General features: G+C 30.7%; 28 protein-coding genes and 1 riboswitch. Of the genes, 15 read left to right on the forward strand and 13 right to left on the reverse strand.

Annotation, left to right across the window (positions count from 1 at the left end; genetic code table 11):
- Position 1: 1 nt before the first annotated feature.
- Positions 2–475 carry a heme-binding domain-containing protein gene (locus ABD939_RS03175; protein WP_345164443.1) on the reverse strand — a complete coding sequence of 158 codons (474 nt, stop codon included), beginning with the start codon at positions 473–475 and terminating at the stop codon, positions 2–4.
- A gap of 59 nt (positions 476–534) precedes the next feature.
- On the opposite strand from ABD939_RS03175, the gene ABD939_RS03180 reads away from it, so the two are divergent.
- The 3 genes from ABD939_RS03180 to ABD939_RS03190 all read left to right on the forward strand — a co-directional run bounded on the left by ABD939_RS03180 (position 535) and on the right by ABD939_RS03190 (position 2,719).
- Positions 535–1,107 carry an adenylosuccinate lyase gene (locus tag ABD939_RS03180; RefSeq protein ID WP_345164445.1) on the forward strand — a complete coding sequence of 191 codons (573 nt, stop codon included), beginning with the start codon at positions 535–537 and terminating at the stop codon, positions 1,105–1,107.
- A 71-nt stretch (positions 1,108–1,178) separates the two neighbouring features.
- Complete coding sequence (purB, locus tag ABD939_RS03185; protein ID WP_345164447.1) at positions 1,179–2,522, forward strand: adenylosuccinate lyase; 1,344 nt, start codon at positions 1,179–1,181, stop codon at positions 2,520–2,522.
- 8 nt (positions 2,523–2,530) lie between these two features.
- Positions 2,531–2,719 carry a hypothetical protein gene (locus ABD939_RS03190; RefSeq protein ID WP_345164449.1) on the forward strand — a complete coding sequence of 63 codons (189 nt, stop codon included), beginning with the start codon at positions 2,531–2,533 and terminating at the stop codon, positions 2,717–2,719.
- 63 nt (positions 2,720–2,782) lie between these two features.
- Here ABD939_RS03190 and ABD939_RS03195 read toward each other — a convergent pair whose 3' ends face one another.
- The 4 genes from ABD939_RS03195 to ABD939_RS03210 are packed head-to-tail and all read right to left on the reverse strand — an operon-like array spanning position 2,783 to position 4,906.
- Positions 2,783–3,325, reverse strand: a complete 543-nt coding sequence (locus tag ABD939_RS03195; RefSeq protein ID WP_345164451.1) for a DUF4252 domain-containing protein — start codon at positions 3,323–3,325, stop codon at positions 2,783–2,785.
- Between the two features lie 16 nt (positions 3,326–3,341).
- The gene (locus tag ABD939_RS03200) at positions 3,342–3,902 is read right to left on the reverse strand and encodes a DUF4252 domain-containing protein (protein WP_345164453.1); all 561 of its coding nucleotides are present in this window, start codon (positions 3,900–3,902) and stop codon (positions 3,342–3,344) included.
- 31 nt (positions 3,903–3,933) lie between these two features.
- Positions 3,934–4,410: a hypothetical protein gene (locus ABD939_RS03205; RefSeq protein WP_345164455.1), complete on the reverse strand. Its 477-nt coding sequence runs from the start codon at positions 4,408–4,410 to the stop codon at positions 3,934–3,936.
- Positions 4,397–4,906: an RNA polymerase sigma factor gene (locus ABD939_RS03210; RefSeq protein WP_345164457.1), complete on the reverse strand. Its 510-nt coding sequence runs from the start codon at positions 4,904–4,906 to the stop codon at positions 4,397–4,399. Before ABD939_RS03210 ends, ABD939_RS03205 begins: the two co-directional genes overlap by 14 nt.
- Before the next feature lie 158 nt (positions 4,907–5,064).
- Between ABD939_RS03210 and ABD939_RS03215 the strand changes: the two genes are divergently transcribed.
- Positions 5,065–6,498 (forward strand): S41 family peptidase, encoded by a 1,434-nt coding sequence (locus ABD939_RS03215; RefSeq protein ID WP_345164459.1) that lies wholly within the window; start codon positions 5,065–5,067, stop codon positions 6,496–6,498.
- A gap of 50 nt (positions 6,499–6,548) precedes the next feature.
- Here the strand turns inward: ABD939_RS03215 and ABD939_RS03220 are convergent, their stop codons facing one another.
- Complete coding sequence (locus ABD939_RS03220; protein ID WP_345164462.1) at positions 6,549–8,423, reverse strand: TonB-dependent receptor plug domain-containing protein; 1,875 nt, start codon at positions 8,421–8,423, stop codon at positions 6,549–6,551.
- 68 nt (positions 8,424–8,491) lie between these two features.
- Positions 8,492–8,686, reverse strand: a riboswitch (cobalamin riboswitch).
- A gap of 70 nt (positions 8,687–8,756) precedes the next feature.
- Between ABD939_RS03220 and ABD939_RS03225 the strand changes: the two genes are divergently transcribed.
- The 8 genes from ABD939_RS03225 to ABD939_RS03260 all read left to right on the forward strand — a co-directional run bounded on the left by ABD939_RS03225 (position 8,757) and on the right by ABD939_RS03260 (position 16,093).
- Positions 8,757–9,899, forward strand: coding sequence for an ABC transporter substrate-binding protein (locus ABD939_RS03225; protein WP_345164464.1), 1,143 nt, complete (start codon positions 8,757–8,759; stop codon positions 9,897–9,899).
- A complete protein-coding gene (locus ABD939_RS03230) occupies positions 9,900–10,931 on the forward strand; it encodes a FecCD family ABC transporter permease (protein ID WP_345164466.1) in 1,032 nt (343 codons plus the stop codon).
- Positions 10,931–11,725, forward strand: a complete 795-nt coding sequence (locus ABD939_RS03235) for an ABC transporter ATP-binding protein (protein WP_345164468.1) — start codon at positions 10,931–10,933, stop codon at positions 11,723–11,725. The genes ABD939_RS03230 and ABD939_RS03235 overlap by 1 nt, the downstream gene beginning before the upstream one ends.
- Before the next feature lie 95 nt (positions 11,726–11,820).
- A complete protein-coding gene (locus ABD939_RS03240) occupies positions 11,821–13,140 on the forward strand; it encodes a DNA recombination protein RmuC (RefSeq protein WP_345164471.1) in 1,320 nt (439 codons plus the stop codon).
- Positions 13,141–13,249: 109 nt separating this feature from the next.
- Entirely contained in the window at positions 13,250–13,870 is a 621-nt protein-coding gene (locus tag ABD939_RS03245; RefSeq protein WP_345164473.1) for an HMG-box domain-containing protein, read from the forward strand.
- Entirely contained in the window at positions 13,867–14,568 is a 702-nt protein-coding gene (locus tag ABD939_RS03250) for a DUF3307 domain-containing protein (RefSeq protein WP_345164475.1), read from the forward strand. Before ABD939_RS03245 ends, ABD939_RS03250 begins: the two co-directional genes overlap by 4 nt.
- A gap of 4 nt (positions 14,569–14,572) precedes the next feature.
- Complete coding sequence (locus ABD939_RS03255) at positions 14,573–15,109, forward strand: acyl-CoA thioesterase (protein ID WP_345164477.1); 537 nt, start codon at positions 14,573–14,575, stop codon at positions 15,107–15,109.
- Between the two features lie 48 nt (positions 15,110–15,157).
- Positions 15,158–16,093, forward strand: a complete 936-nt coding sequence (locus tag ABD939_RS03260; protein ID WP_345164479.1) for a DNRLRE domain-containing protein — start codon at positions 15,158–15,160, stop codon at positions 16,091–16,093.
- Positions 16,094–16,153: 60 nt separating this feature from the next.
- Here ABD939_RS03260 and carB read toward each other — a convergent pair whose 3' ends face one another.
- Complete coding sequence (gene carB / locus ABD939_RS03265; protein WP_345164481.1) at positions 16,154–19,009, reverse strand: carbamoyl-phosphate synthase large subunit; 2,856 nt, start codon at positions 19,007–19,009, stop codon at positions 16,154–16,156.
- Between the two features lie 113 nt (positions 19,010–19,122).
- Positions 19,123–19,284 carry a 50S ribosomal protein L34 gene (gene rpmH / locus ABD939_RS03270; RefSeq protein WP_042244185.1) on the reverse strand — a complete coding sequence of 54 codons (162 nt, stop codon included), beginning with the start codon at positions 19,282–19,284 and terminating at the stop codon, positions 19,123–19,125.
- A gap of 293 nt (positions 19,285–19,577) precedes the next feature.
- Between rpmH and ABD939_RS03275 the strand changes: the two genes are divergently transcribed.
- On the forward strand, positions 19,578–20,156 hold the full coding sequence (locus ABD939_RS03275; RefSeq protein WP_345164484.1) for a DUF2892 domain-containing protein: 579 nt from the start codon (positions 19,578–19,580) through the stop codon (positions 20,154–20,156).
- A 17-nt stretch (positions 20,157–20,173) separates the two neighbouring features.
- On the opposite strand, the gene ABD939_RS03280 is transcribed toward ABD939_RS03275, so the two are convergent.
- Both ABD939_RS03280 and ABD939_RS03285 read right to left on the reverse strand, forming a co-directional pair.
- Complete coding sequence (locus ABD939_RS03280; protein WP_345164486.1) at positions 20,174–21,094, reverse strand: lytic transglycosylase domain-containing protein; 921 nt, start codon at positions 21,092–21,094, stop codon at positions 20,174–20,176.
- A 51-nt stretch (positions 21,095–21,145) separates the two neighbouring features.
- A complete protein-coding gene (locus ABD939_RS03285) occupies positions 21,146–21,811 on the reverse strand; it encodes an alpha/beta hydrolase family protein (RefSeq protein ID WP_345164489.1) in 666 nt (221 codons plus the stop codon).
- A 120-nt stretch (positions 21,812–21,931) separates the two neighbouring features.
- Between ABD939_RS03285 and ABD939_RS03290 the strand changes: the two genes are divergently transcribed.
- Positions 21,932–22,228, forward strand: a complete 297-nt coding sequence (locus tag ABD939_RS03290) for an N-acetyltransferase (RefSeq protein WP_345164491.1) — start codon at positions 21,932–21,934, stop codon at positions 22,226–22,228.
- Between the two features lie 66 nt (positions 22,229–22,294).
- On the opposite strand, the gene ABD939_RS03295 is transcribed toward ABD939_RS03290, so the two are convergent.
- On the reverse strand, positions 22,295–22,810 hold the full coding sequence (locus ABD939_RS03295) for a hypothetical protein (RefSeq protein ID WP_345164493.1): 516 nt from the start codon (positions 22,808–22,810) through the stop codon (positions 22,295–22,297).
- Positions 22,811–22,918: 108 nt separating this feature from the next.
- The gene (gene mtaB / locus ABD939_RS03300) at positions 22,919–24,244 is read right to left on the reverse strand and encodes a tRNA (N(6)-L-threonylcarbamoyladenosine(37)-C(2))-methylthiotransferase MtaB (protein WP_345167317.1); all 1,326 of its coding nucleotides are present in this window, start codon (positions 24,242–24,244) and stop codon (positions 22,919–22,921) included.
- Between the two features lie 90 nt (positions 24,245–24,334).
- Here mtaB and ABD939_RS03305 point away from each other — a divergent pair, with 90 nt between their 5' ends.
- Entirely contained in the window at positions 24,335–25,954 is a 1,620-nt protein-coding gene (locus tag ABD939_RS03305; protein WP_345164496.1) for an ABC transporter substrate-binding protein, read from the forward strand.
- Here ABD939_RS03305 and ABD939_RS03310 read toward each other — a convergent pair.
- The gene (locus tag ABD939_RS03310) at positions 25,951–26,283 is read right to left on the reverse strand and encodes a hypothetical protein (RefSeq protein ID WP_345164498.1); all 333 of its coding nucleotides are present in this window, start codon (positions 26,281–26,283) and stop codon (positions 25,951–25,953) included. The genes ABD939_RS03305 and ABD939_RS03310 overlap by 4 nt on opposite strands.
- Between the last annotated feature and the right edge of the window lies 1 nt (position 26,284).

Here is a 26,284-nt window from a genome sequence, read left to right on the forward strand (position 1 = left end):
ACTACTCTGGTTTTGGCTCTAAACCATACTTTAGTCGAACCATTTTAGCCCAATCTACAACTGCTTTTATTTGATCATCAGTAAGTTTTGCCTCAGAGTGTGTCCATGTATAAGAATTTAAAGGCATTTCTTTCTCTTCAACCATTTCAATAAGTTCTTCAAATTTATGGTCTTTTCGTTTTATTGAGTTCCCTTCCCATTTTGATACGTTAAAATGCTTTTTTCCATGCTTTATATGGTCAGCTAACCAATAATTTACTGGTGTAATATTATTGTACCAAGGATATCTGGTAAAATCGCTATGGCAATCATAACAGGTTTCTTTTAAAATAAGTTTTACGTCTTCAGGCGGATTGGTTTCTGCTATAAAGGCATCAATTGAAGCTAAATCACCGTCATTTTTTTCAGGTCCGAAAAACTGGGCAATTATAAATACAACTAATAATAACAATAGTATCTTTTTTATTATTTTCATGTTTAGAAATTTACGTTTTTAAATAGTATTTTAGAAGCTTAAAAGTAGTAAAATATAAAATGACTTCAGAACAATTATATAAAGAAATTAGTAACATAAGCGCTTTACGAGAAAACCGGTTGCGATATGCGAATATGGTGTTAAACGACATGACTTTATTTCCTAAACTTATTGATATTCTTTTTATGGTTGATGATAAAGTATCGTGCAGAGCAGCTTGGGTTTTTGAATTTGTTTGTACCAAATATATTTATGCTATTATTCCTTATTTAGACCATTTTACTACTCATTTAAAAAGCATACATTTAGATTCTGCCGTTAGACCCGTTGCTAAAGTTTGCGAACTTATTGCCACTACCTATTATTCGAAAACACCAAATACTCTCCAAAAAGCACTTTCTCCGAGTCATAGAGAATTAATTGTAGAAGCTTGTTTTGATTGGATGATAAGCGACCAAAAGGTGGCTCCAAAAGCTTACTCGATGCAAACCCTTTTTTTACTTGGAAAAGATAACGGTTGGATACATGATGAACTCGCACTAATTCTAGAACAAGACTTCCAGAAACAAAGTGCAGGATTTAAAGCAAGAGCTAAGCGAATATTACATAAAATAAAGAAAAACAAGAAATAACTTATTGTTCTACAATTCGTTCTTCTAACTTTCTTTTCTATCTTTGCAACTTCTAAAAAAAGAACACAAAAATGTCATTATCTCCACTAAATGCTATCTCTCCAATTGACGGAAGATATAGAAGTAAAGTAAACGAATTAGCACCCTATTTTTCTGAAGAAGCACTTATTAAATACCGTGTTTTGGTAGAAATAGAATATTTTATTGCACTATGTGAAATTCCATTACCTCAATTATCAGATATTGACAATGCTATTTTTGATGATTTAAAAGCCATTTATAAAGATTTTTCATCTGAAGATGCTTTAGCTATTAAAAAAATAGAGCGTGTTACTAACCACGATGTTAAAGCTGTTGAGTATTTTATAAAAGAAGAATTTGACAAACTTAATTTAACTAAATATAAAGAGTTTATTCACTTTGGATTAACGTCGCAAGATATAAACAATACTGCCATTCCTTTAAGTATTAAAGAAGCAATGAACAATGTTTATGTTCCAGAATATTTTAAGGTTTTAGAAAAATTAAAAAACCTATCAAAAGATTGGGCACAAATTTCAATGCTAGCTCGTACACATGGGCAACCTGCTTCTCCTACTCGACTTGGCAAAGAAATTGAAGTTTTTGTAGTACGTTTAGAAGAACAATTTAATTTATTAAATGATATACCAAGCGCTGCAAAATTTGGCGGTGCAACGGGTAATTTTAATGCACATCATGTGGCTTATCCAAGTATTGACTGGAAAGCTTTTGGAAGTCAATTTGTTCAAGAAAAACTAGGTTTACAACACTCTTTTCCAACAACTCAAATAGAACATTACGACCATATGGCTGCATTGTTTGATACTTTAAAACGTATTAACACCATTGTTATTGATTTAGATCGTGACATTTGGACGTATGTTTCTATGGATTATTTTAAACAAAAAATTAAAGCTGGTGAAGTTGGAAGTTCTGCAATGCCACACAAAGTAAATCCTATTGATTTTGAAAATTCTGAAGGAAATTTAGGTATTGCAAATGCTATTTTAGAACACCTTTCAGCTAAACTACCTATTTCAAGATTACAACGAGATTTAACAGATAGCACAGTTTTACGTAACGTTGGTGTTCCGTTTGGGCATACTTTAATTGGCTTTAAATCTACTTTAAAAGGTTTAGACAAGCTTTTGCTAAATGAAGCTAAATTTGCAGCAGATTTAGAAAATAACTGGGCTGTTGTTGCAGAAGCTATTCAAACCATTTTACGTCGTGAGGCATACCCAAATCCTTATGAAGCTTTAAAAGGTTTAACACGAACTAACGAAAAAATAAATCAAACTTCAATTTCTAATTTTATTGATACTTTAGAAGTGGCTGACACAATAAAAGAAGAATTAAAACGTATTACACCTAGCAACTATACAGGTATTTAATTTTTAATATGTTAAACGATAAACAATCGCTTTCTCTTTGTGGCTTAATGACCTTTGGTCTTTTTGCTGGCGGTTTGCTTGATATTTTAGATAACTTTATACTTCTTACTATTCTAACGCTTATCTTCCTCACTATTATTATTAATCTTTTTATCAATAGAAAGAAACCAGATACAGAGGAAGAAAAGGATAAATAAAACTACAGTAAATAAAAAAGGTTTACCTAATCGGTAAACCTTTTTTAACATATAACTATAAATTTACTTAAAGAAATTCATAATATCTTGAATTTGATTTTCATCAACATTAGCAGTTTGCATAGCACTTACTAATGTTACCATTTTATCAGGACTCATATCGTTTCCTAATATACGAACAACAGCAAAACCCATATCTTTAGAGCTTCCAAAAAGTATAACTTCATCAGCCTCATCATCATCACCTATATACTTCACAGAAATTTTATTGCCTTTATCGCTAAATTCCATTAAGTCTTTATACTTACTATCACTTAAAATAGCCTTTACAGTTTCTATTTCTGCTTTAAATTCCTCAGCGCTATTTTCATCAGCTTTGTATCCTAAAAAATTTAATTTACTAACAGAATTATAAGCTTCTTTTTGTTCTTCAGAAAAAGCAGACTTATCTATTTCTATCATTGATAACGGAATATCTTGCGAAATAAAGTTTTTAGTTTCCTGATTATCTACAAAATAACGTTGTAAACTTGCTCCACTACTACAACTTACCGTAATTAATACTATAAGTGATAAAGCTACTATATGGTTGATTGTTCGTTTCATGATTATAGATGAATTATTATTTCTTTTTATCTAAATGCTCTCCTCCTGGAATATTCATTTGAGACGTTAATTTAGATATTTCGTTTAAATCTATATCTCCTGTAAGTGATACTAGAACAGTTTCTATTTTACGCTCTTTTCCATTAATTTCAATTTTCTCATTCATAACATTACCAACACCATTTACGAAAATTAAAAGTTCTTTTACATGGTCTGCATCTTTACCTTCTTTTACATAAAACTTTACTTCGGTACCATCATCTTTTACTTCCATTAATTCTTCCAAAGAACTAGAACGAGACTTTACCCATTTTGTTAGATCTGAAGATATTTCAGCCTTATCGGTAATTATGGTTTTAAAACTCGTTATACTTTTAACCATATCCATGTATGCTTTTGCTTCAGCATCATCTATATCGATGCCCATTTTTGCTATCATTTGAAACATTTTTGGCTTGATGGAGACAAAAGTTACATCAGAATTATCACTATACTTTTCAAAAACATCTTTTTGAGCCATACCTGTTAGTGGCATTAACATTATTGCCATTACGAATACTAATAATCTATTTTTCATTTTACTTGTTTTTAAGGGTTGCATTATTTAATTACTTTGTTTTAAAAATTATACTTGTTGTGTTTTCAATTTCATTTAGGTAACCTAGTGCCGACGTTCCTTTATTTACTTCGTTTAAGTAACTTACGGTAGACGTACCTTTGTTAAAATGACTTGAAATCATTTCCATAGATTTCGAAAAATCGTTGAAAGCTAATTGTGGGTCTTCATATGTGCCTAATTCATTGGCACCTATTGAAGTTCCAAAATAAAAACCTAACATAAGAACAGCTACGGCTGCGACAGAAATCCATTTGTAATTAAAAGTTCGTTTAGTTTTTAATGGAACGTCTTTAGTAAATTGTTCTTGTTGGTTTACCAAAAAATAGTCAAACATGGGTTTATACATTTCTAAATGTGGTGCAACTGTGTCATTTTTAAAATAGTTTTTTAACACTTGCTCTTCTTTAAGCGATGTTTCTCCGTTATCGTACTTCTCTAGTAATTTTTCTATATTATTTAATACCATAATTATGTGTATTAGTTAATTTTTCTCTTATTGTTTTTCTTGCCCTTGATAAGTTTACGCGTACCGCTGTATTGTTCATATTCAGCATTTTTGCAATCTCATCAAAATCATATTCTTCTATATCTCTTAGTTGAATTATCATTTTTTGTTGCTCTGGTAAATCTTCAATTATTTTAGATACCCAGTTTACACTATCATTTAATTCAACTTGTTTTTGTAACGGTGTTCCTTTTTCTTCATAATTACTATGTACAATTTTTAAATTTTGTGCTTGTTTCGATTTTAACTTATCAAAACAAAAATTCTTTGTCATTGTCATAGAAAACGCCTCTATATTTTTATACTCTTGTATCTTCGTTTTATTATTCCACAGCTTTAATAATACCTCTTGCGTAGCATCTTCAGCTTCTTCAGTAGATACCAGTAATCGTTTTGCTAAACGAAACACTTTATCTTTAAAAGGCATTACAATATTTAAAAACTCCGTTTGAGTCATTTTTGGTTGGCTTTGGTTTAAAATAGCTTTATTTATGCTGTTTGATATTACGACGACCCTATATCAATTTTGTTACACAGAAAACTAATTTATTTTTTATTGTACAATATTGTAAGTAAATTTAGGGTTTAATAGACTACTTATAAAAAAGAATTGCAATGCGAAAATTAAAAGCCCTATTACTAATACTTATAGTTTCTGTTTCTACTATAGGTTGTTTTAATGATAATGATGATGATACTGTTTCTGCAAACGAAATAAACGATTTTGTATGGAAAGGTATGAACTTGTTTTACTTGTATAAAGAGAATATTCCTAATCTTGCTAATGACAGATTTACCAACAATTCAGATTATGCAGACTATTTAAATAGTTTTTCTTCACCTGAAAACTTATTTGAAAGTTTAATTTACGAAAGAGAAACTGTTGATAGATTTAGTTGGATTGTTGATGATTTTTTTGAATTAGAACAGCAATTTCAGGGCATTACAGGTACAAATGGAATAGAATTCGGCTTTTTTACAAGCCCAAATAGCCCTAATGAAGGCGTTGGTATTATTAGATTGGTGTTACCAGATAGTCCTGCAGATAATGCTAATTTAAAACGAGGCGATATTTTTTATGCCATTGATGGACAAGTGCTTACCAACAACAATATAAATACTTTATTAAACCAAGAAACATACACTCTAAACCTTGGTTTTTATAACGACAAAGGTACCATAGAAACAGCCGACGATACTATAGACCCACTAAATGAAAATGTTACACTAACTAAAGTTTTATATACTGAAAACCCAATTTTTGAAACACAAATTATAAATGTAGGTGGCGAAAATGTAGGTTATTTAATGTATAATGCTTTTACTTCTGGTTCTGAAAACGAGTTAAATACAGTTTTTGATAATTTTAAATCAAATAACATTCAGCATCTAGTTTTAGATTTACGTTATAACCCTGGAGGAAGTGTAGCTACTGAAACCTATTTAGCCAGCATGATTACTGGCCAGTTTACAGGTGAAGTTTTTACTAAACTTGTTTATAATGAAAACTTCCAATCTCAAAATGCTGATTTTACTTTTCAAAATGAATTAGACAATGGAAATGCTTTAAATAGTTTAGGCCTTGACAAATTATATGTACTAACTACTAGTAGAAGTGCATCAGCCAGTGAAGGGCTGATTAATGGGTTAAATCCTTATATAAATGTTATACAAATAGGTATAAATACGACTGGGAAAACACAAGCTTCTAGAACGCTTTATGATTCCTCTGATTTTCAAAGACAAGGTGCAAACCCAAGTCATACCTATGCTATGCAACCTCTAATTGCAAATGGTTTAAACAAAAATGACGTTGCAGTTCCTGGTACTGGATTACCGCCATCTATTGGGTTTGAATATAATGAAAGACCACTTAATTATGGTGTTTTAGGTGATGTTACTGAACCCATGTTAGCCATAGCTTTAGCAGATATTGAAAACTCAACTAGTAAAATTTTCGAAATTAAATCTAAACCTAGATTACAGTTTAAGTTATTAAAAGACAGTAATGATTTCAATCCTCATGAAGGAGGCATGATTATTGACTAAGAATTAAAAAAAGCTCTGAATTTCAATTTTAAATTCAGAGCTTTTTTTATCTATAACATAATATTCAATCCTAGACTTATATTTCTACCTCTTGTAGTATATCCCAAAATCTCAAAATAATCCTCATTAAAGAGATTAGTAATATTAGTAAAAAGTTTCACTTTATTCTTTATGATTTTATGACTTAAATATAAATCAATTAAAGAAAAAGAATCTAAATCTATATTCTCAAAGGTAGAAAAATCAATATCACCTCTACTACCCACAAATTGGTAATTTAAAGATGCGAAGGTATTTTTAGAAATACTATAACCCAAACTTGCATTTGCTTTGTGCTTAGGTACACGTAAACGAACACCATCTTTTACTTCAGTGAAAGAATAATTTGCACTAAAATTCAAATTTTTAACTAAACTAAGTTCAGCTTCAAACTCAAAACCTTGTACTGTAGCATCTGTAGTAGCATTTTCGTAAGTAGAACCAAATATAATGGTATGCTCTTCTTTTCTATTAAAGAAAACGCCATTTAATCGTAATCCCTTTTTAGTATTAAATTCTAGACCAGCTTCTATAGTTGTGTTCTCCTCTGGTTTTAAATCAGGATTTGGACCAAAAAAACCAAACAACTGAGATAAATTTGGTGCAATAAACGACGTGGCATAAGACCCAAACACTTTAGCATAACCTTCATTTACATTAATTTTGTAAGAAGGGTTTAAACTATAAACTAAATGTGAACCGTATTCACTATGGTTATTGTAACGCGCACCAGCATTCAAATTCAATCCAAAATCTGAAACATAAACAACATTTAAATAAGGGTCTGCGGTGGTATAACTTTCTTCTTCTGCAAATAAACTTTTATAATCGCCGTAATTTAAGCCTACTATAGTATAAAACTTATCATTAAAAGTATATTTATTAAAGGCATCTAAAACAAAACTTTCAGCCTCATTTACAGTAGAGAATGCAGAAATAGTTTCTCTATCTATTTTAGAAAAAGCTGCATTTACTTGAAAACTTCCATTTTTGTAGTCAAATTTTGGCGACAATCCAAAACGTGTTTGTTCTGAAATATATTCATCATTGGTATCAGCAATTGTAAAAGATGGTGGTGGAAACCCATCAATATCTGTTTTAAATTTATCGTAACTTCCAAAAGCTGTAATGTTTATATTTTCACTTATTTCATAACCAATTTTTAAATTCGTATTAAACCTTGAAAAAGGATCTATTTCGGGGTTATCTGATTTTGCTGCTGATATACCATCAACATAACGATTACCAAAACTTGCCAAATATGTTACTTTATTTGCAGTACCATTTACCGACACATTATTTGTAAAACTAGAGCCATTGTAATTTAAATCGTCTTGGGTTTGGTTTGTACCTACAACAGATAAAAAACTTCCTGAAATAGTGTCTTTTGAAACCTTTTTAGTTGTAATATTAATTACAGCGGTAGCTGCAGCATTACCATAAAGTGTACTAGCTGCCCCCTTAATTATTTCAATAGACTCAATGGTGTTTAAATCCAATAATCTCAAATCAAAATCATTAGCAACTATTGATGGGTCATTTACTTGAATACCATCAATAAGAACCAATACTTGTCGGTTATTTCCACCCCTAACAAAATATCCTAAATTTTGTCCTTCAACACTTCTACTTCCATTAATTTCAATACCACTTTTAGTGTTAATTAATTCTGAAATGGTTCTTCCTTGGTTTCGTTCAATTTCTTCTTTAGAAATTTTAATAACCGTTTTACCAGAATTTTCACGTTTTAATTTAAATCGTGAATCTGAAATTACAACTTCATCAAGTTGTTCTAATTTTGTTGAATCTGCAACCTGTTCCTGCGCAAATCCAAATGCAAACATACCTAAGCATAGTATGCCTAATGCTTTTGTTTTTTTGTTCATTTTAAATGATTAATTACTCGAGAATCGCATGGATTATCATACGCAAACTTTTATCCCGAAAGTTTAACTTATTTGTTTTGAAAATGGCAGGTCTCCTGACTTGCGTCTTCATGTTGGTCTTCCCAAAGATTACTCTTAAGTGACATTGAAGTTTAACATGAAGCTTTGTAGCTTACAGTTGCGGGAACAGTTCTAGAATTACACTAGATTCCCTTTTAATCCATCCACGTGAAGTGAATAAAACCAAATTTCGGTGCAAATGTAAACATTCTGTTGAATGATTATCTTAAAACTTTAAATAATCTTACTTTTGAAAGAATTAAAAATTTAAAATTGAGATTAGCTTTTTTGTATCTGGTATTAATTTTCTTTACTTCATGTAAAAATGAGGTATCTAATCAATCTGAAGAAGTTATTGACAAGAATTTTGCACACATAAAATATGCAAAAGGCTTCTCAATTAAAGATTATAAAACCTATAAATTCTTAGAAATAAAAAACCCGTGGCCCAAAGCAGAGAAGAGCTACCGGTATGTTTTAATAGATAAAGAAAATGCTATAAAATCTACTTTTAGCAAAAATGAGTTTGATGGAATTATAATTAAACCCATTAAAAAAATAGTTGTTACTTCCACAACGCATATTCCAGCTTTAGAGCTTTTAAATACTGAAGAAACCTTGGTTGGATTTCCAGGAACAGATTATGTATCCTCTAAAAAAACTAGACATCGTATAGAAAATGATTTAATAAGAGAACTAGGAAAAAATGATGGTATTAACACTGAGGTTTTACTAGAATTAAATCCTAATTTAGTTGTAGGGTTTGGTATTGATGGTAATAATCGTTCTTTAGAGATTATAAAAAAATCTGGAATTCCAGTAATTTTTAATGGAGATTGGGTTGAAAGTTCTCCTTTAGCAAAAGCAGAATGGATTAAGTTTTTTGGTGTTCTTTTTAACAAAGAAAAAGAAGCTGACTCTATTTTTAATACGATTGAAAAAAATTATTTAGAAGCCAAACAACTTGCCCAAAATATAAAAAATAAACCTACTGTTTTAAGTGGTGCCATGCATAACGATGTTTGGTATTTACCTAATGGCAGTAGTACAGAAGCACAATTTTTAAAAGACGCTAATGTTAGTTATTTATGGCAAGACAGCAAAGGAATTGGTAGTTTACAATTAAATTTCGAGTCGGTTTTTGTAAAAGCAAAAGATGCCGATATTTGGCTAAGTCCTTCAAATTATAATAGTTTGGAAAGCTTAAAAAACGGAAACTCGCAACATGCAATGTTTAAAGCTTTTCAAAATAAAAATGTATATTCATTTAACAATACCAACGGAGAAAGTGGTGGTGTTTTATACTATGAATTAGGAATGACTAGACCAGATTTAGTTTTACAAGATATTATTAAAGTTTGTCATCCAGAGTTACTAAAAAATTACTCAACTCACTTTTTTAAGCCTTTAAAATAATTGGATAAAAAAAATACATATACCAAACCTTTTCTGGTATTAAGCTTAATACTAGTTATTTGTTTCTTTACCAATATTAGTTTGGGTTCTGTTTACATTCCTTTAAAAGGCGTTTTTAATAGTTTAATTGGTACTGCAACCGAGCAAGAAACTTGGCAACACATTATTCAGAATTACAGATTACCAAAGGCCATTACAGCTATTATTGTTGGTTCTGGATTGGGTATTTCAGGCTTGCTAATGCAAACCTTATTTAGAAACCCGCTAGCAGGTCCTTTTGTACTAGGCATTAGTTCAGGAGCTAGTTTAGGTGTAGCCATTGTTATATTAGGTTCTGGTATTTTTGGTGGTATATTTGCTTCTCTTTTTATCTCAAAATGGGGTATTGTTTTAGCTGCTAGTTTAGGTAGTTTTTTAGTTTTATTATCTGTTTTAATGGTATCTATAAAAGTAAGAGATACTATGGCCATTTTAATTATCGGACTCATGTTTGCAAGCATTACAGCTGCATTAGTAAGCGTGCTTTCTTATTTTGGATCAGCACAACAATTACAACAATATATCTTTTGGGGCTTTGGGAGTTTAGGAAATTTATCATGGGACGAAATTTTTATATTCTTTTTAATTTTTACAGTTGGTATAGTAATAAGTATTACTTCCATTAAATCATTAAACACTTTACTTTTAGGTGAAAATTACGCTAAAAGTTTAGGTTTAAATATTAAAAAAAGTAGGCTTACCATAATTATTGCAACTAGTTTGTTAGCTGGAACTATCACCGCTTTTGCAGGCCCCATTGCGTTTATTGGCTTAGCCATACCGCATTTAACCAGACAAGTTTTTAACACTTCAAATCATAAAATACTTTTGCCTGCAGTATTTTTATTTGGCGCTATCATTATGCTTGTTTGTGATAGTATTGCACAATTACCAAACAGTGATTTCACTTTACCTATAAATGCTATAACATCGTTAGTTGGAGCTCCTGTTGTAATTTGGTTATTGGTTAGAAAACGAAAAATGATTTTTTAATGGCAAGTAATATCAAAAATATCATTTTGAAAACTACAGAACTTTCTATTGGATATTCCTCTAGAAAAGAGAAAAACATAGTAGCTTCAAATATTAATATTCAACTAGAAAAGGGAAAGTTAATTGGGTTAATAGGGGCAAATGGTATTGGAAAATCAACACTTTTAAGAACGCTAACCAATGTTCAAAACCCTTTAAATGGAAGTATTGAAATTAACCAAAAAAACATTATTGAATATAGTGCAGTAGACTTAGCAAAAGTGTTGAGTTTGGTTTTAACCGAACAAATTGCATCTAAAAATTTATCTGTTTTTGAATTGACGGCATTAGGCAGACAGCCTTATACAAATTGGGTTGGTAATTTGTCTGGTAATGATATTGAAATAGTTAATAAGGCTTTAAAGCAAACTAATTTATTGGATTTAAAACATAAAAAATGTTTTGAATTAAGCGATGGGCAATTACAAAAAGTAATGATTGCCCGTGCCTTAGCCCAAGATACCGATTTAATTATTCTTGATGAACCAACTACCCATCTAGATATGTATCATAAAGCCTATATTTTAAAACTACTTCAGAAATTAGCCAAAGAAACAAATAAAACTATTTTGTTTTCTTCACACGAAATTGATCTAACCATTCAACTTTGCGATACTTTAATAGTGATGACAGATAATGAAGTAGTTTCCGATGCCCCATGTAATTTAATTACCAAAGGCACTTTTGGAAGTTTATTCCCAAATGATTTGATTGCTTTTAATGAAAAAACAGGGAGTTTTAGAGTCAAGAAATAGTTTCCAGAATTAGTTCAATTTATACTTAAAAACTTGGTGTATCATGCCTCTAACTTCAAACTAAAAATTTATCTTTGGTTATATTTCAATTCCAAATGAACGACAGTATTATTCTCATATTATCCATTTTAATTGCTGCAGCTATTGGTGGTTACTTAGGCATCCTTTTTACAAAACTTAAAAACAAAAGTGAACAAAGCACTCTTGAAGAACGCCAAAACCAACTGCAATTAACCATTGAAGAATTAAAGCAAAATCTTAGTAAAATAGAAAAAGAACGTGAAGATATTCGTCGTGAAAAAGAATTTTTAAACACAGAATTAGCTAGAAAAAATTCTGAATATGAAAATCTTCAAGAACAAAACTTAAAGCGAGATGCAGAGCTTGAAAAACGTCAAGAACAATTGCGTAAAGATTTTGAATTACTTGCCAATAAAATTTTAGAAGAAAAGTCGAATAAATTTACAGAGCAGAATAAAGAGAATATCAAAAATATTTTAAATCCGCTTCAAGAAAAAATTCAAGGATTTGAGAAAAAGGTTGAGGCATCTCAAAAAGAAAGCATCAGTATGCATTCCGCATTAAAAGAGCAATTATTAGGTTTAAAAGACCTCAACCAACAAATGACAAAAGAAGCTACCAATTTAACTAGAGCACTAAAAGGTGATAGTAAAATGCAAGGGAATTGGGGAGAATTGGTATTAGAACGTGTTCTAGAAAAATCTGGTTTAGAAAAAGATAGAGAATATTTTGTACAACAAAGCTTTACTCGAGATGATAACTCTCGAGTTATGCCAGATGTTGTTTTACATTTACCCGATGGAAAAAAGATGATTATAGATTCCAAGGTTTCTTTAACAGATTATGAACGTCTAGTAAATGCTGATGATGACGATAAAATACAATTTTTGAAAGCTCATGTTAATTCCATAAAAAAACATGTAGTCCAACTTTCTGAAAAAAATTATCAAGATTTGTACGATATTGAATCACCAGATTTTGTTCTCATGTTCATTCCTATTGAACCTGCTTTTGCTATTGTTGTAAATGAAGATAACATGATTTACAACAAAGCTTTTGAAAAGAATATTGTTATTGTAACACCTTCTACCCTTTTAGCGACGCTTCGAACTATTGACACCATGTGGAATAACGAAAAGCAACAAAGAAATGCTATTGAAATTGCTCGACAAGCTGGTGCACTTTATGATAAATTTGAAGGTTTGGTTAGCGATTTAACAGGTGTTGGTAAAAAGATTGATGCTGCTAAAAGTGATTATTCTTCAGCAATGAATAAACTAGTGGATGGCAGAGGAAACCTCATTACAAGTGTTGAAAAGCTCAAGAAAATGGGTGCTAAAGCTAAAAAATCGTTACCTGAGGCCATTATAAAACGTGCAGAAGAGGACGAATAAAATCTTTATTTTTTAAAACCATTATTTGAAATATCATATAAAAACGCGATATATTTGTTTATCATTTAAAAACGTGATATATTTGTTTATCACTTAAAAACGTGATATTATGATTACAAGTGTTATTACAGGTGATGTAATTAAATCTAGGAGTCAAGTAAACCCAGATATTTGGATTAAAACTTTAAAAAAGACATTATCAAATATAAGTTCTGATGAAAAATATTGGGATATATATAGAGGTGATAGTTTTCAAATAGAAATAAGAAATTGGTATCAAAGCTTTATCTGTGCAGTTTACATCAAAGCATGTATAAAATCAATTCATGGGTTAGATGTTAGACTGGCTATCGGTATTGGCAATAAAACCTATGATGGAGAAAATGTAACTGAGTCCAATGGAGAGGCTTTTATATTTTCTGGGGAGACAATAGAATCTTTAAAGAAAGAAAAACAAAACCTCCGAATTAAAACAAATCATTTTGAGCTTGATCAAGAGTTAAATTTATATTTTAAATTAGCTTTAGTATTCATGGATAATTGGACTAAAAATTCAGCAGAAATTGTAAAACTTAGCATCGAAAACCCTAATGCATTACAAAGTGATTTAGGTAAGATGATCGGTATAAATCAAAATGCGATAAGTACTAGACAAAAACGGGCGCACCTAGAAGAAATTGAAGAATTGGATTTAATGTATCGAGAAAAAATATCAAAACACTATTTATGATTTTAATAAAATTATTTCTAGCACATATAATAGGAGATTTTTTTCTTCAACCTACTAAATGGGTTAAAGAAAATGAAAAGAAAAAACTAAAATCACCCAAACTATATATTCATGTTTTAATACATGTTCTAATTACAACTATACTTTTATGGGATTTATCACTGTGGCCAGTAATTTTAATCATAGGAGTTTCTCACTTTATAATTGATGCGTTAAAACTTTCATTTCAAAAGAAAAAAACAAAGCGTTTACTCTTTTTCATAGACCAATTACTTCATATTCTTGTAATTATTGGGTGTTACTACGGGTTTTCAAAATATGCTTCTATTACTAGGATAAATATATCTGAAAACATACTTCTCTTAATTACCTGTTTATTGTTTTTAACCATTCCCGTATCTATAATTATGAAAACCATTTTTTTGAAGTGGAATATTTCAGAACTCACTAAAAATAATGAATCACTAAAGGATGCAGGGAAATATATTGGTATTTTAGAGCGTATTTTAGTGTTTATTTTTATAATATTAAACCACTGGGAAGCTGTTGGTTTTCTAATTACCGCCAAGTCTGTTTTCAGGTTTGGAGACTTAAAAGAGTCAAAAGACAGGCAGCTGACAGAATATATTTTAATAGGCACTTTAATCAGTTTTGGAATTGCAATAATTACCGGTATTTTATATACCGTATTAACATAAAAACATGTTTAAACACCCAAAAGAATCTCAAGTATCGATTACAGAACTCATGCTACCATCGCACTCTAACTTTAGTGGAAAAATTCACGGTGGCCATATTTTAAACTTAATGGATCAAATTGCGTTTGCTTGCGCTTCTAAGCACTCACAACACTATTGTGTTACAGCTTCGGTAAACCGTGTAGACTTTTTAAACCCAATCGAAGTTGGCGAATTAGTTACACTCAAAGCTTCAGTAAATTATACAGGAAGAACATCAATGGTTATTGGGCTACGCGTAGAATCAGAAAACATACAAACAGGAAAAACCAAACATTGTAACTCGTCATATTTTACAATGGTTGCTAAAGATGAAAATGGAAAAAATGCAACAGTACCCGGAATTATATTAGACACAAAACAGGCTGTTAGACGTTTTTCTAGAAGTATAGTTAGACAAGAACAAGCCAGAAAAAGGTCGTCTCGCTTTAAAACTTCAGAATTTAAAATTGAAGAGTATTTAGAAATTATTAAAACTCAAAATGCGAAATTAGAATTATAACCCAGAAAATTTGAAAGTTCTATTTCAACAGAAACCAAGTAAATACCTATGAAAAAAAAATTACTGTTTCTTTTAATAATGTTTTCTTTATCTACTTCAATGAAGGTAAACGCACAAACTGTAGATACCTTTACTCCAAATAAATATAACACCTTATACGAATCAACAAGTAATATTAGTAATGGGAGTGGTTCGTTTTTATTTGCTGGTAGAACTGCGCCTATGGATAATAAATTGAGACGTGGATTATTACAATTTGATTTGTCTAGCATCCCAACAAATGCAACGGTAACTGAGGCTAAACTAACACTTTTTATGTCAAGATCTATTGCAGGTTCAACTAATGTTACTCTTCATAAAACTCTAGTTGATTGGGGACAAGGAACCTCGGACGCCGGTGGTCAAGAAGGAGCTGGAACTACATCAACAATGAATGACGCTAGTTGGAATTGTAGTTTTAGTATGAATGGTTCTACCTGTATAACATCTTGGACTTCAACTGGAGGCGATTTTAATACTTCAGCAAGCGCAACTACATCTGTATCTGGAATAGGAAGTTACGAATGGTCTTCAACCAATATGATTTCTGATGTGCAAGATTGGATAAGTAACACATCAAATAATTTTGGTTGGTTTTTATTAGCTCAAGAAAGTAATGGAACTACTGCAAAAAGATTTGATGCTTCAGGTACTAACGCTCCTATTTTAGAGGTTACATATTCAATGCCGTTAAGTATTGATGAATTTTCTTTAAATAATTTTTATGTAAAACCAAATCCTGTGAAATCAGTCTTTGAACTTAATTTACCAGATTCAATTAAAGAAGTAAATGTTAGTATTTATAATATTCTTGGAGAAGAAATTTACAAATCAAATTATAGCTTAAACTCTAAAATTGACAGCTCTAATTGGACATCTGGTATATATTTAATAAGAGTAAATACTGATGGAAATGTAAAAACTAAACGCTTTTTAAAACTTTAATATTTAACAATAGCTAATTAAAATAAAAAAAGCCGCTTTCTGCGGCTTTTTTTATTTTAATTATTTACTCAAATACATTTTTCGTCTTGAGTATAAGTCATAAAACTCATCGTCTTTTAAACTATCAATAAAAAGAATACTTTCTCCTGTACTCTTCATTTCTGGTCCTAAACGCTTATCAACATTAGGGAATTTATTAAAAGAGAATACGGGTTGTTTAATCGCATAACCATCTAATTTTGGATTAAAATCAAAATCAGTTACCTTCTTCTCTCCTAACATCACTTTAGTTGCATAATTAACGTAAGGCTCTTTATATGCTTTTGCAATAAATGGTACCGTTCTAGATGCTCTTGGATTCGCTTCTATAATGTAAACCGTATCATCTTTTATTGCAAACTGAATATTAATTAAACCTACAGTATTTAAAGCTCTTGCAATAGTGTGTGTATGGTCTATAATTTGTTGCATTACCAAATCCCCCAAATTGAAAGCTGGTAGCGTTGCATTAGAGTCTCCAGAGTGTACACCACATGGTTCTATATGTTCCATAATACCAATTATGTAAACATTTCCATCAGCATCACAAATAGCATCAGCTTCTGCCTCAATAGCTCCATCTAAATAGTGGTCTAATAAAAGTTTATTATTAGGCATTCTTCTTAATAAATCGACTACATGCTCAATTAAGTCTTCTTTATTAATAACAATTTTCATGCCCTGACCTCCTAAAACATATGATGGTCTGACCAAAATAGGGAAATCTAATTGTTCAGCTAAAGCTAAAGCTTCATCAGCATTTTCTGCAATTCCGAATTCAGGATAAGGAATGTTATTTTCTTTTAGTAGTCTAGAAAAACTACCTCTATCTTCAGCTAAATCTAAAGATTCAAAACTAGTACCAATAATTTTAATTCCATATTTAGTAAGCTTCTCAGCTAACTTTAAAGCCGTTTGTCCACCTAACTGAACGATAACACCTTCTGGTTTTTCATGACGAATAATATCATATATATGCTCCCAGAAAACTGGCTCGAAATATAATTTATCAGCTGTATCAAAATCTGTAGAAACAGTCTCAGGATTACAGTTTATCATAATGGTTTCATAACCACATTCTGCAGCTGCAAGCACCCCATGAACGCAGCAGTAATCGAACTCAATTCCTTGGCCAATTCTATTTGGTCCAGAACCTAAAACAACTATTTTCTTTTTATCGCTTACAACACTTTCGTTATGAACATACTTTTCTCCATCAGCAGTTTCAACCATATTTTCAAAAGTTGAATAGTAATATGGTGTTTTAGCTGTAAATTCTGCCGCACAAGTATCTACTAATTTATAAACACGCTGAATATTAAATTCATCTCTTTTATTATATACCTGACTTTCTAAGCAACTTAGCATATGAGCAATCTGACGATCTCCATATCCTTTTTGTTTTGCTTCAAGCAGTAAGTCTCTATCTATAGTATCTATAGTAAAAGTTGAGATTTCCTTCTGTAATTGAAATAACTCTTCATATTGTTTTAAATACCACATATCTATTTTTGTGATATCGTAAATTTGGCTTAACGGAATTCCAATTTCAATGGCATCATAAATGGCAAATACACGATCCCAACTTGCGTGAGTTAATTTTTCTATGATTTGATTGTAATCTTTATAACCTTTTCCGTCTGCCCCTAAACCATTTCTTTTAATTTCTAAAGATTGGGTTGCTTTATGTAAAGCTTCTTGAAAAGAACGCCCAATCCCCATAACTTCTCCAACGGCTTTCATTTGTAGCCCTAAAGTTCTATCTGATCCTTCAAACTTATCAAAATTCCATCGTGGTATTTTAACAATAACATAATCTAAGGTTGGCTCGAATAATGCTGAAGTAGATTTAGTAATTTGATTATCTAATTCATCCAAAGTATAACCAATAGCTAATTTTGTTGCAATTTTAGCAATTGGATAACCTGTTGCTTTACTTGCTAATGCAGATGAACGCGATACTCGTGGATTAATTTCAATGGCAATAATATCTTCTTTTTCATCCGGACTTACGGCAAATTGAACATTACAACCACCTTCAAAATCACCAATACTGCGCATCATTTTAATGGCCATGTCACGCATTTTTTGATACGTTCTATCGCTTAATGTCATTGCTGGAGCTACTGTAATAGAATCTCCAGTATGAATTCCCATTGGATCCATATTTTCAATAGAACAGATAATTACAACGTTATCATTTTTATCTCGAAGTAATTCCAATTCGTATTCTTTCCAACCCATCATAGCTTTATCAATCATCACTTCGTGAATTGGAGAAACTTCTAATCCGTGGCGCAACAATTTATCAAAATCCTTTTCTTCATAAACAATTGCCGCTCCTGCACCACCTAAAGTAAATGACGAACGAATACATAAAGGAAAACCAAACTCTTGGGCAATTTCTTTTCCTTGTAAAAATGATGTTGCCGTAGCTTGTGGCGCCATCCCAACATCAATTTTGCCCATTAATTCTCTAAACTGCTCTCTATCTTCTGTAATATTAATAGCATTAATATCAACACCTATTAATTCAACCCCAAAATCTTCCCAAATACCTTTTTCATCAGCCTCAATACATAAATTTAATGCTGTTTGCCCTCCCATTGTTGGTAAGACCGCATCAATTTGAGGGTGCTCTTTTAAAATTTTAATTATCGATTTTGTATTCAAGGGCAACAAATAAACATGATCAGCCATAGAAGGGTCTGTCATAATTGTTGCTGGATTAGAATTAATAAGAATTGTTTCGATTCCATCTTCACTAAGCGACCTTAGAGATTGAGAGCCTGAATAATCAAATTCGCATGCTTGTCCTATAACAATAGGTCCGGAGCCAATAATTAGTATCGATTTTAGTTTTGGATTTTTTGGCATTTTTTATTAGTTATATGTTGTAATTTAATATGTAGCAAAAATAGTAATCAGTAGATATAAAAAAAGGCGTTACACTTAAGTAACACCTTTTAATTATCAACAATTGTTAATCATTATTTCTTATGTCTAGTTTCAGATGAAACAGATAATCTTTTTCTTCCTTTAGCTCTTCTACGCGCTAATACCTTTCTACCGTTAGCAGAAGCCATTCTTTCTCTGAAACCGTGCTTGTTTCTTCTCTTTCTTTTAGAAGGCTGAAATGTTCTTTTACTCATTATCTTATATCTTTAAAACTGAATTGTAATTCTTGAAAAATATGGCTTGTTAAAACCGAGGGCAAATATACGAAGCCTTTATTAGTTTGCAAATCATTTTTTAAAAAAAATTAGAAATATTTTTTAAAGTTTAAAACCCTAGGTTATACCTTATTTTATTTAGGTTAAGGACTTATTTTGTTAAATACCCATGCACAGATTTTGATAAAAATTTAGTTTCTTTGCAGTCTAAAAACTAAAAAGTAGTTTGTTTTACATACAAATTCACTTTTCTCTATTCGAAAATTTATAATATGTATAATAAAATAATAAAACTCATTATTGCTATAGGAATTATTGCTTTTGCTGTTTATCAGTTTACAGAAGGCTATATAGGTAATGGTATAGCACTTATATTTTTGTCTTTAGTTTTTATATTTCTTTATTTTAAAAATGAATTTATTCTCTTGGCTTTTTTAAGATTACGCAAACAAGATTTTGAGGGAGCAAAAAAATGGTTAAATAAAATAAAGAATCCAGAATCTGCTCTAGTAACCAAACAACAAGGTTATTATAATTATTTACATGGTATTATGGTATCGCAAGATAATATGAACGAAGCTGAAAAATACTTTAAGAAAGCTATTTCACTTGGGTTATCAATGGATCATGATTTAGCTATGGCTAAGTTAAATTTAGCTGGTATTGCTTTTTCGAAACGAAGAAAACAAGAAGCTCAAAAATTATTGACTGAAGCTACTAAATTAGATAAACAAGGCATGCTTACCGACCAAATTAAAATGATGAAGCAGAACATGAAGCAAGCTGTTGGTCCTAATCAACATTATGGTGCTGGCGGTTCTGTTAGGTCGCAAAAAAGGCGTGGTAGATAACCGAAAAAAGTAATTATTTATTGGTAATAACCGTCTTTAGGAATATCTATTTGATATAACTTTTTAGATTTATTATTAAGGTGCGGCTCTCTCAACCAAGGATTGTGCAGTTTAAGTATTTTATAATTTATTCCAAATTTTTCCGCAAAAGAAGTAAAGTCAGTTACTGCAGTATCAACCTCAACTTTATAAGTTGGTACATTACTGTATAAATCCTTTTCTCTAAAGTTAAAACCGTATTTAGCAGGGTTTGATAATATTTCTTTAAGTGCTATAATTCTGAATAAGTAGCGTCCGGTTTCTTCACCTAAAAGTAAATCATAATAATCTGATACACCTTGTTCTCTTAAACGTCGAGAAACTCCTGCATTTCCAGCATTATAGGCTGCAGCAGCTAACGTCCAAGACCCTAATTGTTCTTTAGATTTTAAAAGGTATTTACAAGCAACTTCTGTAGCTTTTTCTAGATGATAACGCTCATCAACATTATCATTTACTTCTAAACCATTTTCTCTACCGGTAGCTTTCATAATTTGCCAAACACCTCTGGCTCCTGCTGGAGAAACCGCATTTGTTAATCCACTTTCTATAACTGCTAGATATTTAAAATCGTCAGGAATATTATTCTTTTCTAAAATTGGCTCTATAATTGGAAAATATTTTTTTGCCCTTTTAAACATCAATAAACCGTTAGATTGCCAATAGGTATTAACTAGTAATTCTCTATCCATACGTTCAAGAATATCAGGATTTTCAAGAGGAACAAGCTCACCAGCAAAGTTTAAATCGTCTGGAACTTGAAGTGCATAAACGTTATAATCGTTTATAAGTTTGGTTTCAAAATTTTCATCTGTTGGGGCATCTTGTAGGGCAAAAATAAATAGGGTGCATAAACTTAATAATCCTACAAACGCCAGTGCTTTCTGTACTGTCTTCATCTATAAAAAGTTTTGTTTAAAGTTATAAAAAAATAATTGAATTGAATTATTTTAATCATTCAAAATAATATTTGGCAAATTTGAGTTAAACCACTTGTATTTATTAATAATCATTATGTGCGTTCCTCCCTCTATTCTTATACAGTCTGAAATGTATTTAATAGAAAAAACTGCATCTTTATCTCCATGAATATGAACGATATCTGATTTGTAGTTTTCTTGACTCCAACATACCATATTTTTGATAGCCCAACTTAAATATTTACTATCGTTAACAGATAGATATTTTTTATATAATTCTAAACGTTTACTGGCTTTAGTGCCATAAGCATATTTTGCTAAAACATCAATATTACTAGCTAGTTGTGTAGGAACTAATTTATAAGCTTTAGTAATTTTAGCTAATAGCATATGCCTTGGTAACTCATTTACAGATTTAACACTAGATACTATAATTAACTTTCTAACACTTATATACTTACTAATCTCTTGCACCAAAACACCTCCAAAAGAGACCCCAAGTAATACGATATTTTCATGTTTTATATACTGAGTCATTCGTAATGCATAGTCTTCAATAGACTCATTATCCAGTGGGATTATCCATTCTAAATAATGAATTTTAAATTGTTTTTCTGGCAATTTAATGTGTTCAAATATTTTTGGACTAGCTGCCATACCTGGCATTAAATAAACATGTATTATCTCTTGACTCATAAGGTATTAACCTGTTTTTCCTTTAGTATGCTGATTATTTTTTGTACTTTTGCAAAACAAAGTTAGATAAATAGTACTCACTATTTAAAATTCCTAAGAAATTAAATAAAAAAACATACCATGGTTGAAGCTGCAGAATTAATTGATAATGATTTTTTACGTCAATTTGAACTTAAAATTGATGATAATCTTGCTAAAATTGAATACTCTTTACAAGAGCGAAAGATTTTTTTAACCAAATTAATTATTCCTGAAGACATCAAAGACGATAATTTTAGAAAAGAATTTTTAGCGGCAGTTTTTGAACAAATTCAAGGTAGAAACCTTAGCGTTGTTCCAACAAGTCCTGAAATTGCAAAATTTGTAAGAAGCAATAGAAAATACAAACGTATGCTTCCTGTAGGGGTTAGAATATAGTTTGTGCTTAGATACAAAACAAAAAAATCCGAAACTGAAATGTTTCGGATTTTTTTGTTTCGTAATTTATTGTTTAGTGTAAACCAATGTTAAATCTCTAGTTTCTATAACTTCAGTAACATCTTCATTGTATATTTCAATAGTATCCATAAACACAATCGTTATTTGATTGCCATCAATAGAAGCAATAGTTTCTCCAAATACAATGTTATTTCCATCAAAGGTATATGACGTTGCTAAACTTACAACACCATCAGTATCACAGCTAATATTAAAACTGTATTCTGAGTTTATACTATTTGATTGAGCAATTTCAATATCTGGTTTAAAAGTAGTATTCAGCGAAACAACACTATTTGCTTCGAATACTAAAGTCTCTTCTTTAGTACAATTTATTTCATTTAAAAGATTAGTACTAATTATACCGTCGTTATTAAAATCGAATCCATTGACAACATTCCAAGCAGTTAATTCCCAAACACCAACAATGCTTGAATTATTTGGGTTTTCAATGTCTTCAGAGGAACAGCTAGTAAATGCTAATATACATAGTGTTAATAGAATAAAAAGTAATTTTTTCATATTGGGGCATGATTAATTACTTGTAAAAGTATGTTCGTGATTGTTGCCTACACAAAAAAAAGGCTGAACGACTTAAATTATTGGTTTATTAGTTGAAATACAATCATATTAGCTTGATAAAACTTCTAAAAAGTCAAATCTTACTAAGCCATCATCGTCTATATTAGTGAGTTCAACTTGATGTAAAGTATTAACCAATTCAGGATTCCATGGTGATTTTACTTTAACATAATTTTCAGTAAAGCCATGAATGTAACCACCCTTATTTTCACTTTCAAATAATACTGTACGTGTTGTTCCTATCTGGTTTTCGTAAAAAGCACGACGCTTTTTAACTGATAAGCCTCTTAACATTTTACTGCGTTTGCTTCTCACATTGTTTGGAACTACGCCATCCATTTCTGCAGCCTCAGTATTATCACGTTCTGAGTAAGTAAACACGTGTAAATATGAAATATCTAAATCAATTAAAAAATTATAAGTTTCTAGGAAATGCTCATCTGTTTCTCCCGGAAAACCAACAATAACGTCTACACCAATACAAGCGTGTGGCATTACTTCTTTAATTTTTGAAACTCTATCTATATATAATTCACGCATGTATCTGCGTTTCATTTTTTTGAGAATCTCGTTACTTCCAGATTGTAATGGAATATGGAAATGAGGCACAAAAGCTCTAGATTTTGAAACCAAATCGATAGTTTCATTCTTAAGCAGGTTAGGCTCAATTGATGAAATTCGTAAACGCTCAATTCCTTCAACTTTATCAAGCTCGGTAACTAAGTCTAAAAATGTATGTTCGTGTTTTTTATTTCCAAATTCCCCTTTACCATAATCTCCAATATTAACGCCAGTAAGAACAATCTCTTTTATATTTTGTTCAGAAATTTTTCTGGCATTATGTAATACATTCGCCATAGTATCGCTACGTGAAATACCTCTTGCTAAAGGAATTGTACAATAGGTACATTTATAATCGCAACCGTCTTGAACTTTTAAAAAGGCTCTGGTTCTATCGCCTATGGAGTAACTACCTACATAAAAATCAGCATCTTCTATTTCGCATGAATGTACTTCTCCAAAGTCGTTTTTAGAAAGGTCATTTATATAATCTGTAATTTTAAATTTTTCTGTAGCGCCTAAAACCAAATCTACACCATTAACATCTGCCAGTTCTTGTGGTTTTAATTGCGCATAGCAACCAACAGCAGCAACAAAAGCATGTGGATTTGCTTTTTGGGCTTGCTTTACAATGGTTTTAAAACGTTTATCAGCATTTTCGGTAACCGAACACGTATTTATAACATAAATATCTGCCTTCTCTGAAAAATCTACACGACTAAAACCTTCATTGCTAAAGTCTCTTGCAATAGTAGATGTCTCTGAAAAATTCAGTTTGCAACCCAAAGTATAAAATGCTACTTTTTTACTCATATATTGATTTGCGATTTCCTCGAACATGGAAATCTCATTATATTTACCTAATTCAATTAAAAGACTGCAAATCTACAACTAATTAGTTATATGGTAAAACCTAATCTATCACAAATAATTAACTATTTATCAATTAGTTGCAGTATTTTATTAGCAGTTTCATGTAGCGGAAATAAAAACAAAAATAGAGACCATCTTGTTTTTCGTTATAACGAATATGCTAATATTAATACTTTAGACCCTGCTTTTTCAAGAACACTTCAAGATAATTCAGTCTGCAATCAATTATTCAACGGCTTAGTTCAATTAGATGACGAATTAAACATTTTACCGTGTATTGCTAAAAATTGGAATGTTTCTGGTGATGGTCTATTTTACAATTTTGTATTGCGTAATGACATCTATTTTCATAAACATGAATTATTCGGAAAAGACTCCACAAGAACTGTAATTGCGAAAGATTTTGAATACAGTTTAAACAGACTACGAGACAAAAAAATTGCGGCACCCGGTAGTTGGGTACTAAATAAAGTAAAAGACTTTAAAGCCTTAAACGATACCATTTTTCAAATAGAATTAAAACAACCATTTCCTGCTTTTATTGGTTTATTAACTATGAAGTATTGTTCTGTGGTTCCCAAAGAAATTGTTGAATTTTACGGCACTGAATTTAGGAGTAACCCCATTGGCACTGGCCCTTTTAAATTTAAACGTTGGGAAGAGAATATAAAAATGGTTTTTAGGAAAAATGAGAATTATTTTGAATATGACAAAAACGGAAAACAATTACCCTATTTGGAGGCTGTATCATTAACTTTTTTACCCGATAAACAAAGTGAATTTCTGCAATTTATTCAGGGTAATTTAGATTTTTTAAATAGTCTGGATGCTTCTTATAAAGATGAATTATTAACCGCTGATGGTAGACTTAGAGAAACCTATACCAAAGATGTAGATATGATACGTGGTCCGTATTTAAACACTGAATATCTAGGTTTTTATTTAGATTCTAAAACACCAGAAATACAATCTAAACATATCAGAAAAGCTATTAATTATGGTTTTGATAGAAAGAAAATGATGATCTATTTACGAAATGGTATTGGTAATCCTGCTGATGGTGGGTTTATACCTATCGGTCTTCCTGGATATTATAAATCTAACGGGTTTACCTATCAACCAAAAAAGGCAAAAGCATTGGTTGAGCAATTTAAAACTGAAAGTGGTATTTCTAACCCAGAAATTACATTAACAACAACTAGTAATTATTTAAGCTTTTGCGAGTTTATTCAGCGAGAACTTGAAAAAACCGGACTAACTATTAATGTTGATGTTATGCCAGAAGCCACCTTAAGATCTGCACGTTCTAATGGAAAAGTAGATATGTTTAGAAGCTCTTGGATTGCTGATTACCTAGATGCGGAAAACTATTTATCCATTTTTTACAGTAAAAATTTTGCACCAGATGGTTCAAATTATTTTCATTTTAAAAATAGCGTAGTTGATAGCTTATACAACAAAGCATTTACTATTACAGATATTGAAAAACGTAAATATCTATACAAAACCATAGACTCTCTGGCCATGGATAACGCTATAATGGTACCTTTATATTACGACGAAGTAATTCGTTTTACAAGAAAAGGCGTAAAGGGATTAGGCATAAATCCTATTAATATGTTGGATTTAAGATTTGTAAAAAAAGACTAATTCTTTTTATCAATATTACCTATATCTTTAATTTCATCTTTAGCAATTGGTATTGTTTTTTGCCATTGTCTCTTGATAAGAAGATAAATTATCACAGAAAATAATATTCCAAATGGCAAAACCATTAGACTTAGAGTGAAAGTGTTTTCCCAATCCAAATTTAATTCGAATAATTCGCTTGCTACACCTAAAATAAATCCACCTACAGCTGTACCAACATAATACACTGCAATTCCTAAAATACCATATAACCATCTGTGTTTATAATAGTCTTGAGCAAGCTCATAGTAGTATTTTCCTATAAATAAAATGAGTATTATTCCTAACATA

The organism is Algibacter aquimarinus, from assembly GCF_039543265.1.
GTDB lineage: Bacteria > Bacteroidota > Bacteroidia > Flavobacteriales > Flavobacteriaceae > Algibacter_B > Algibacter_B aquimarinus.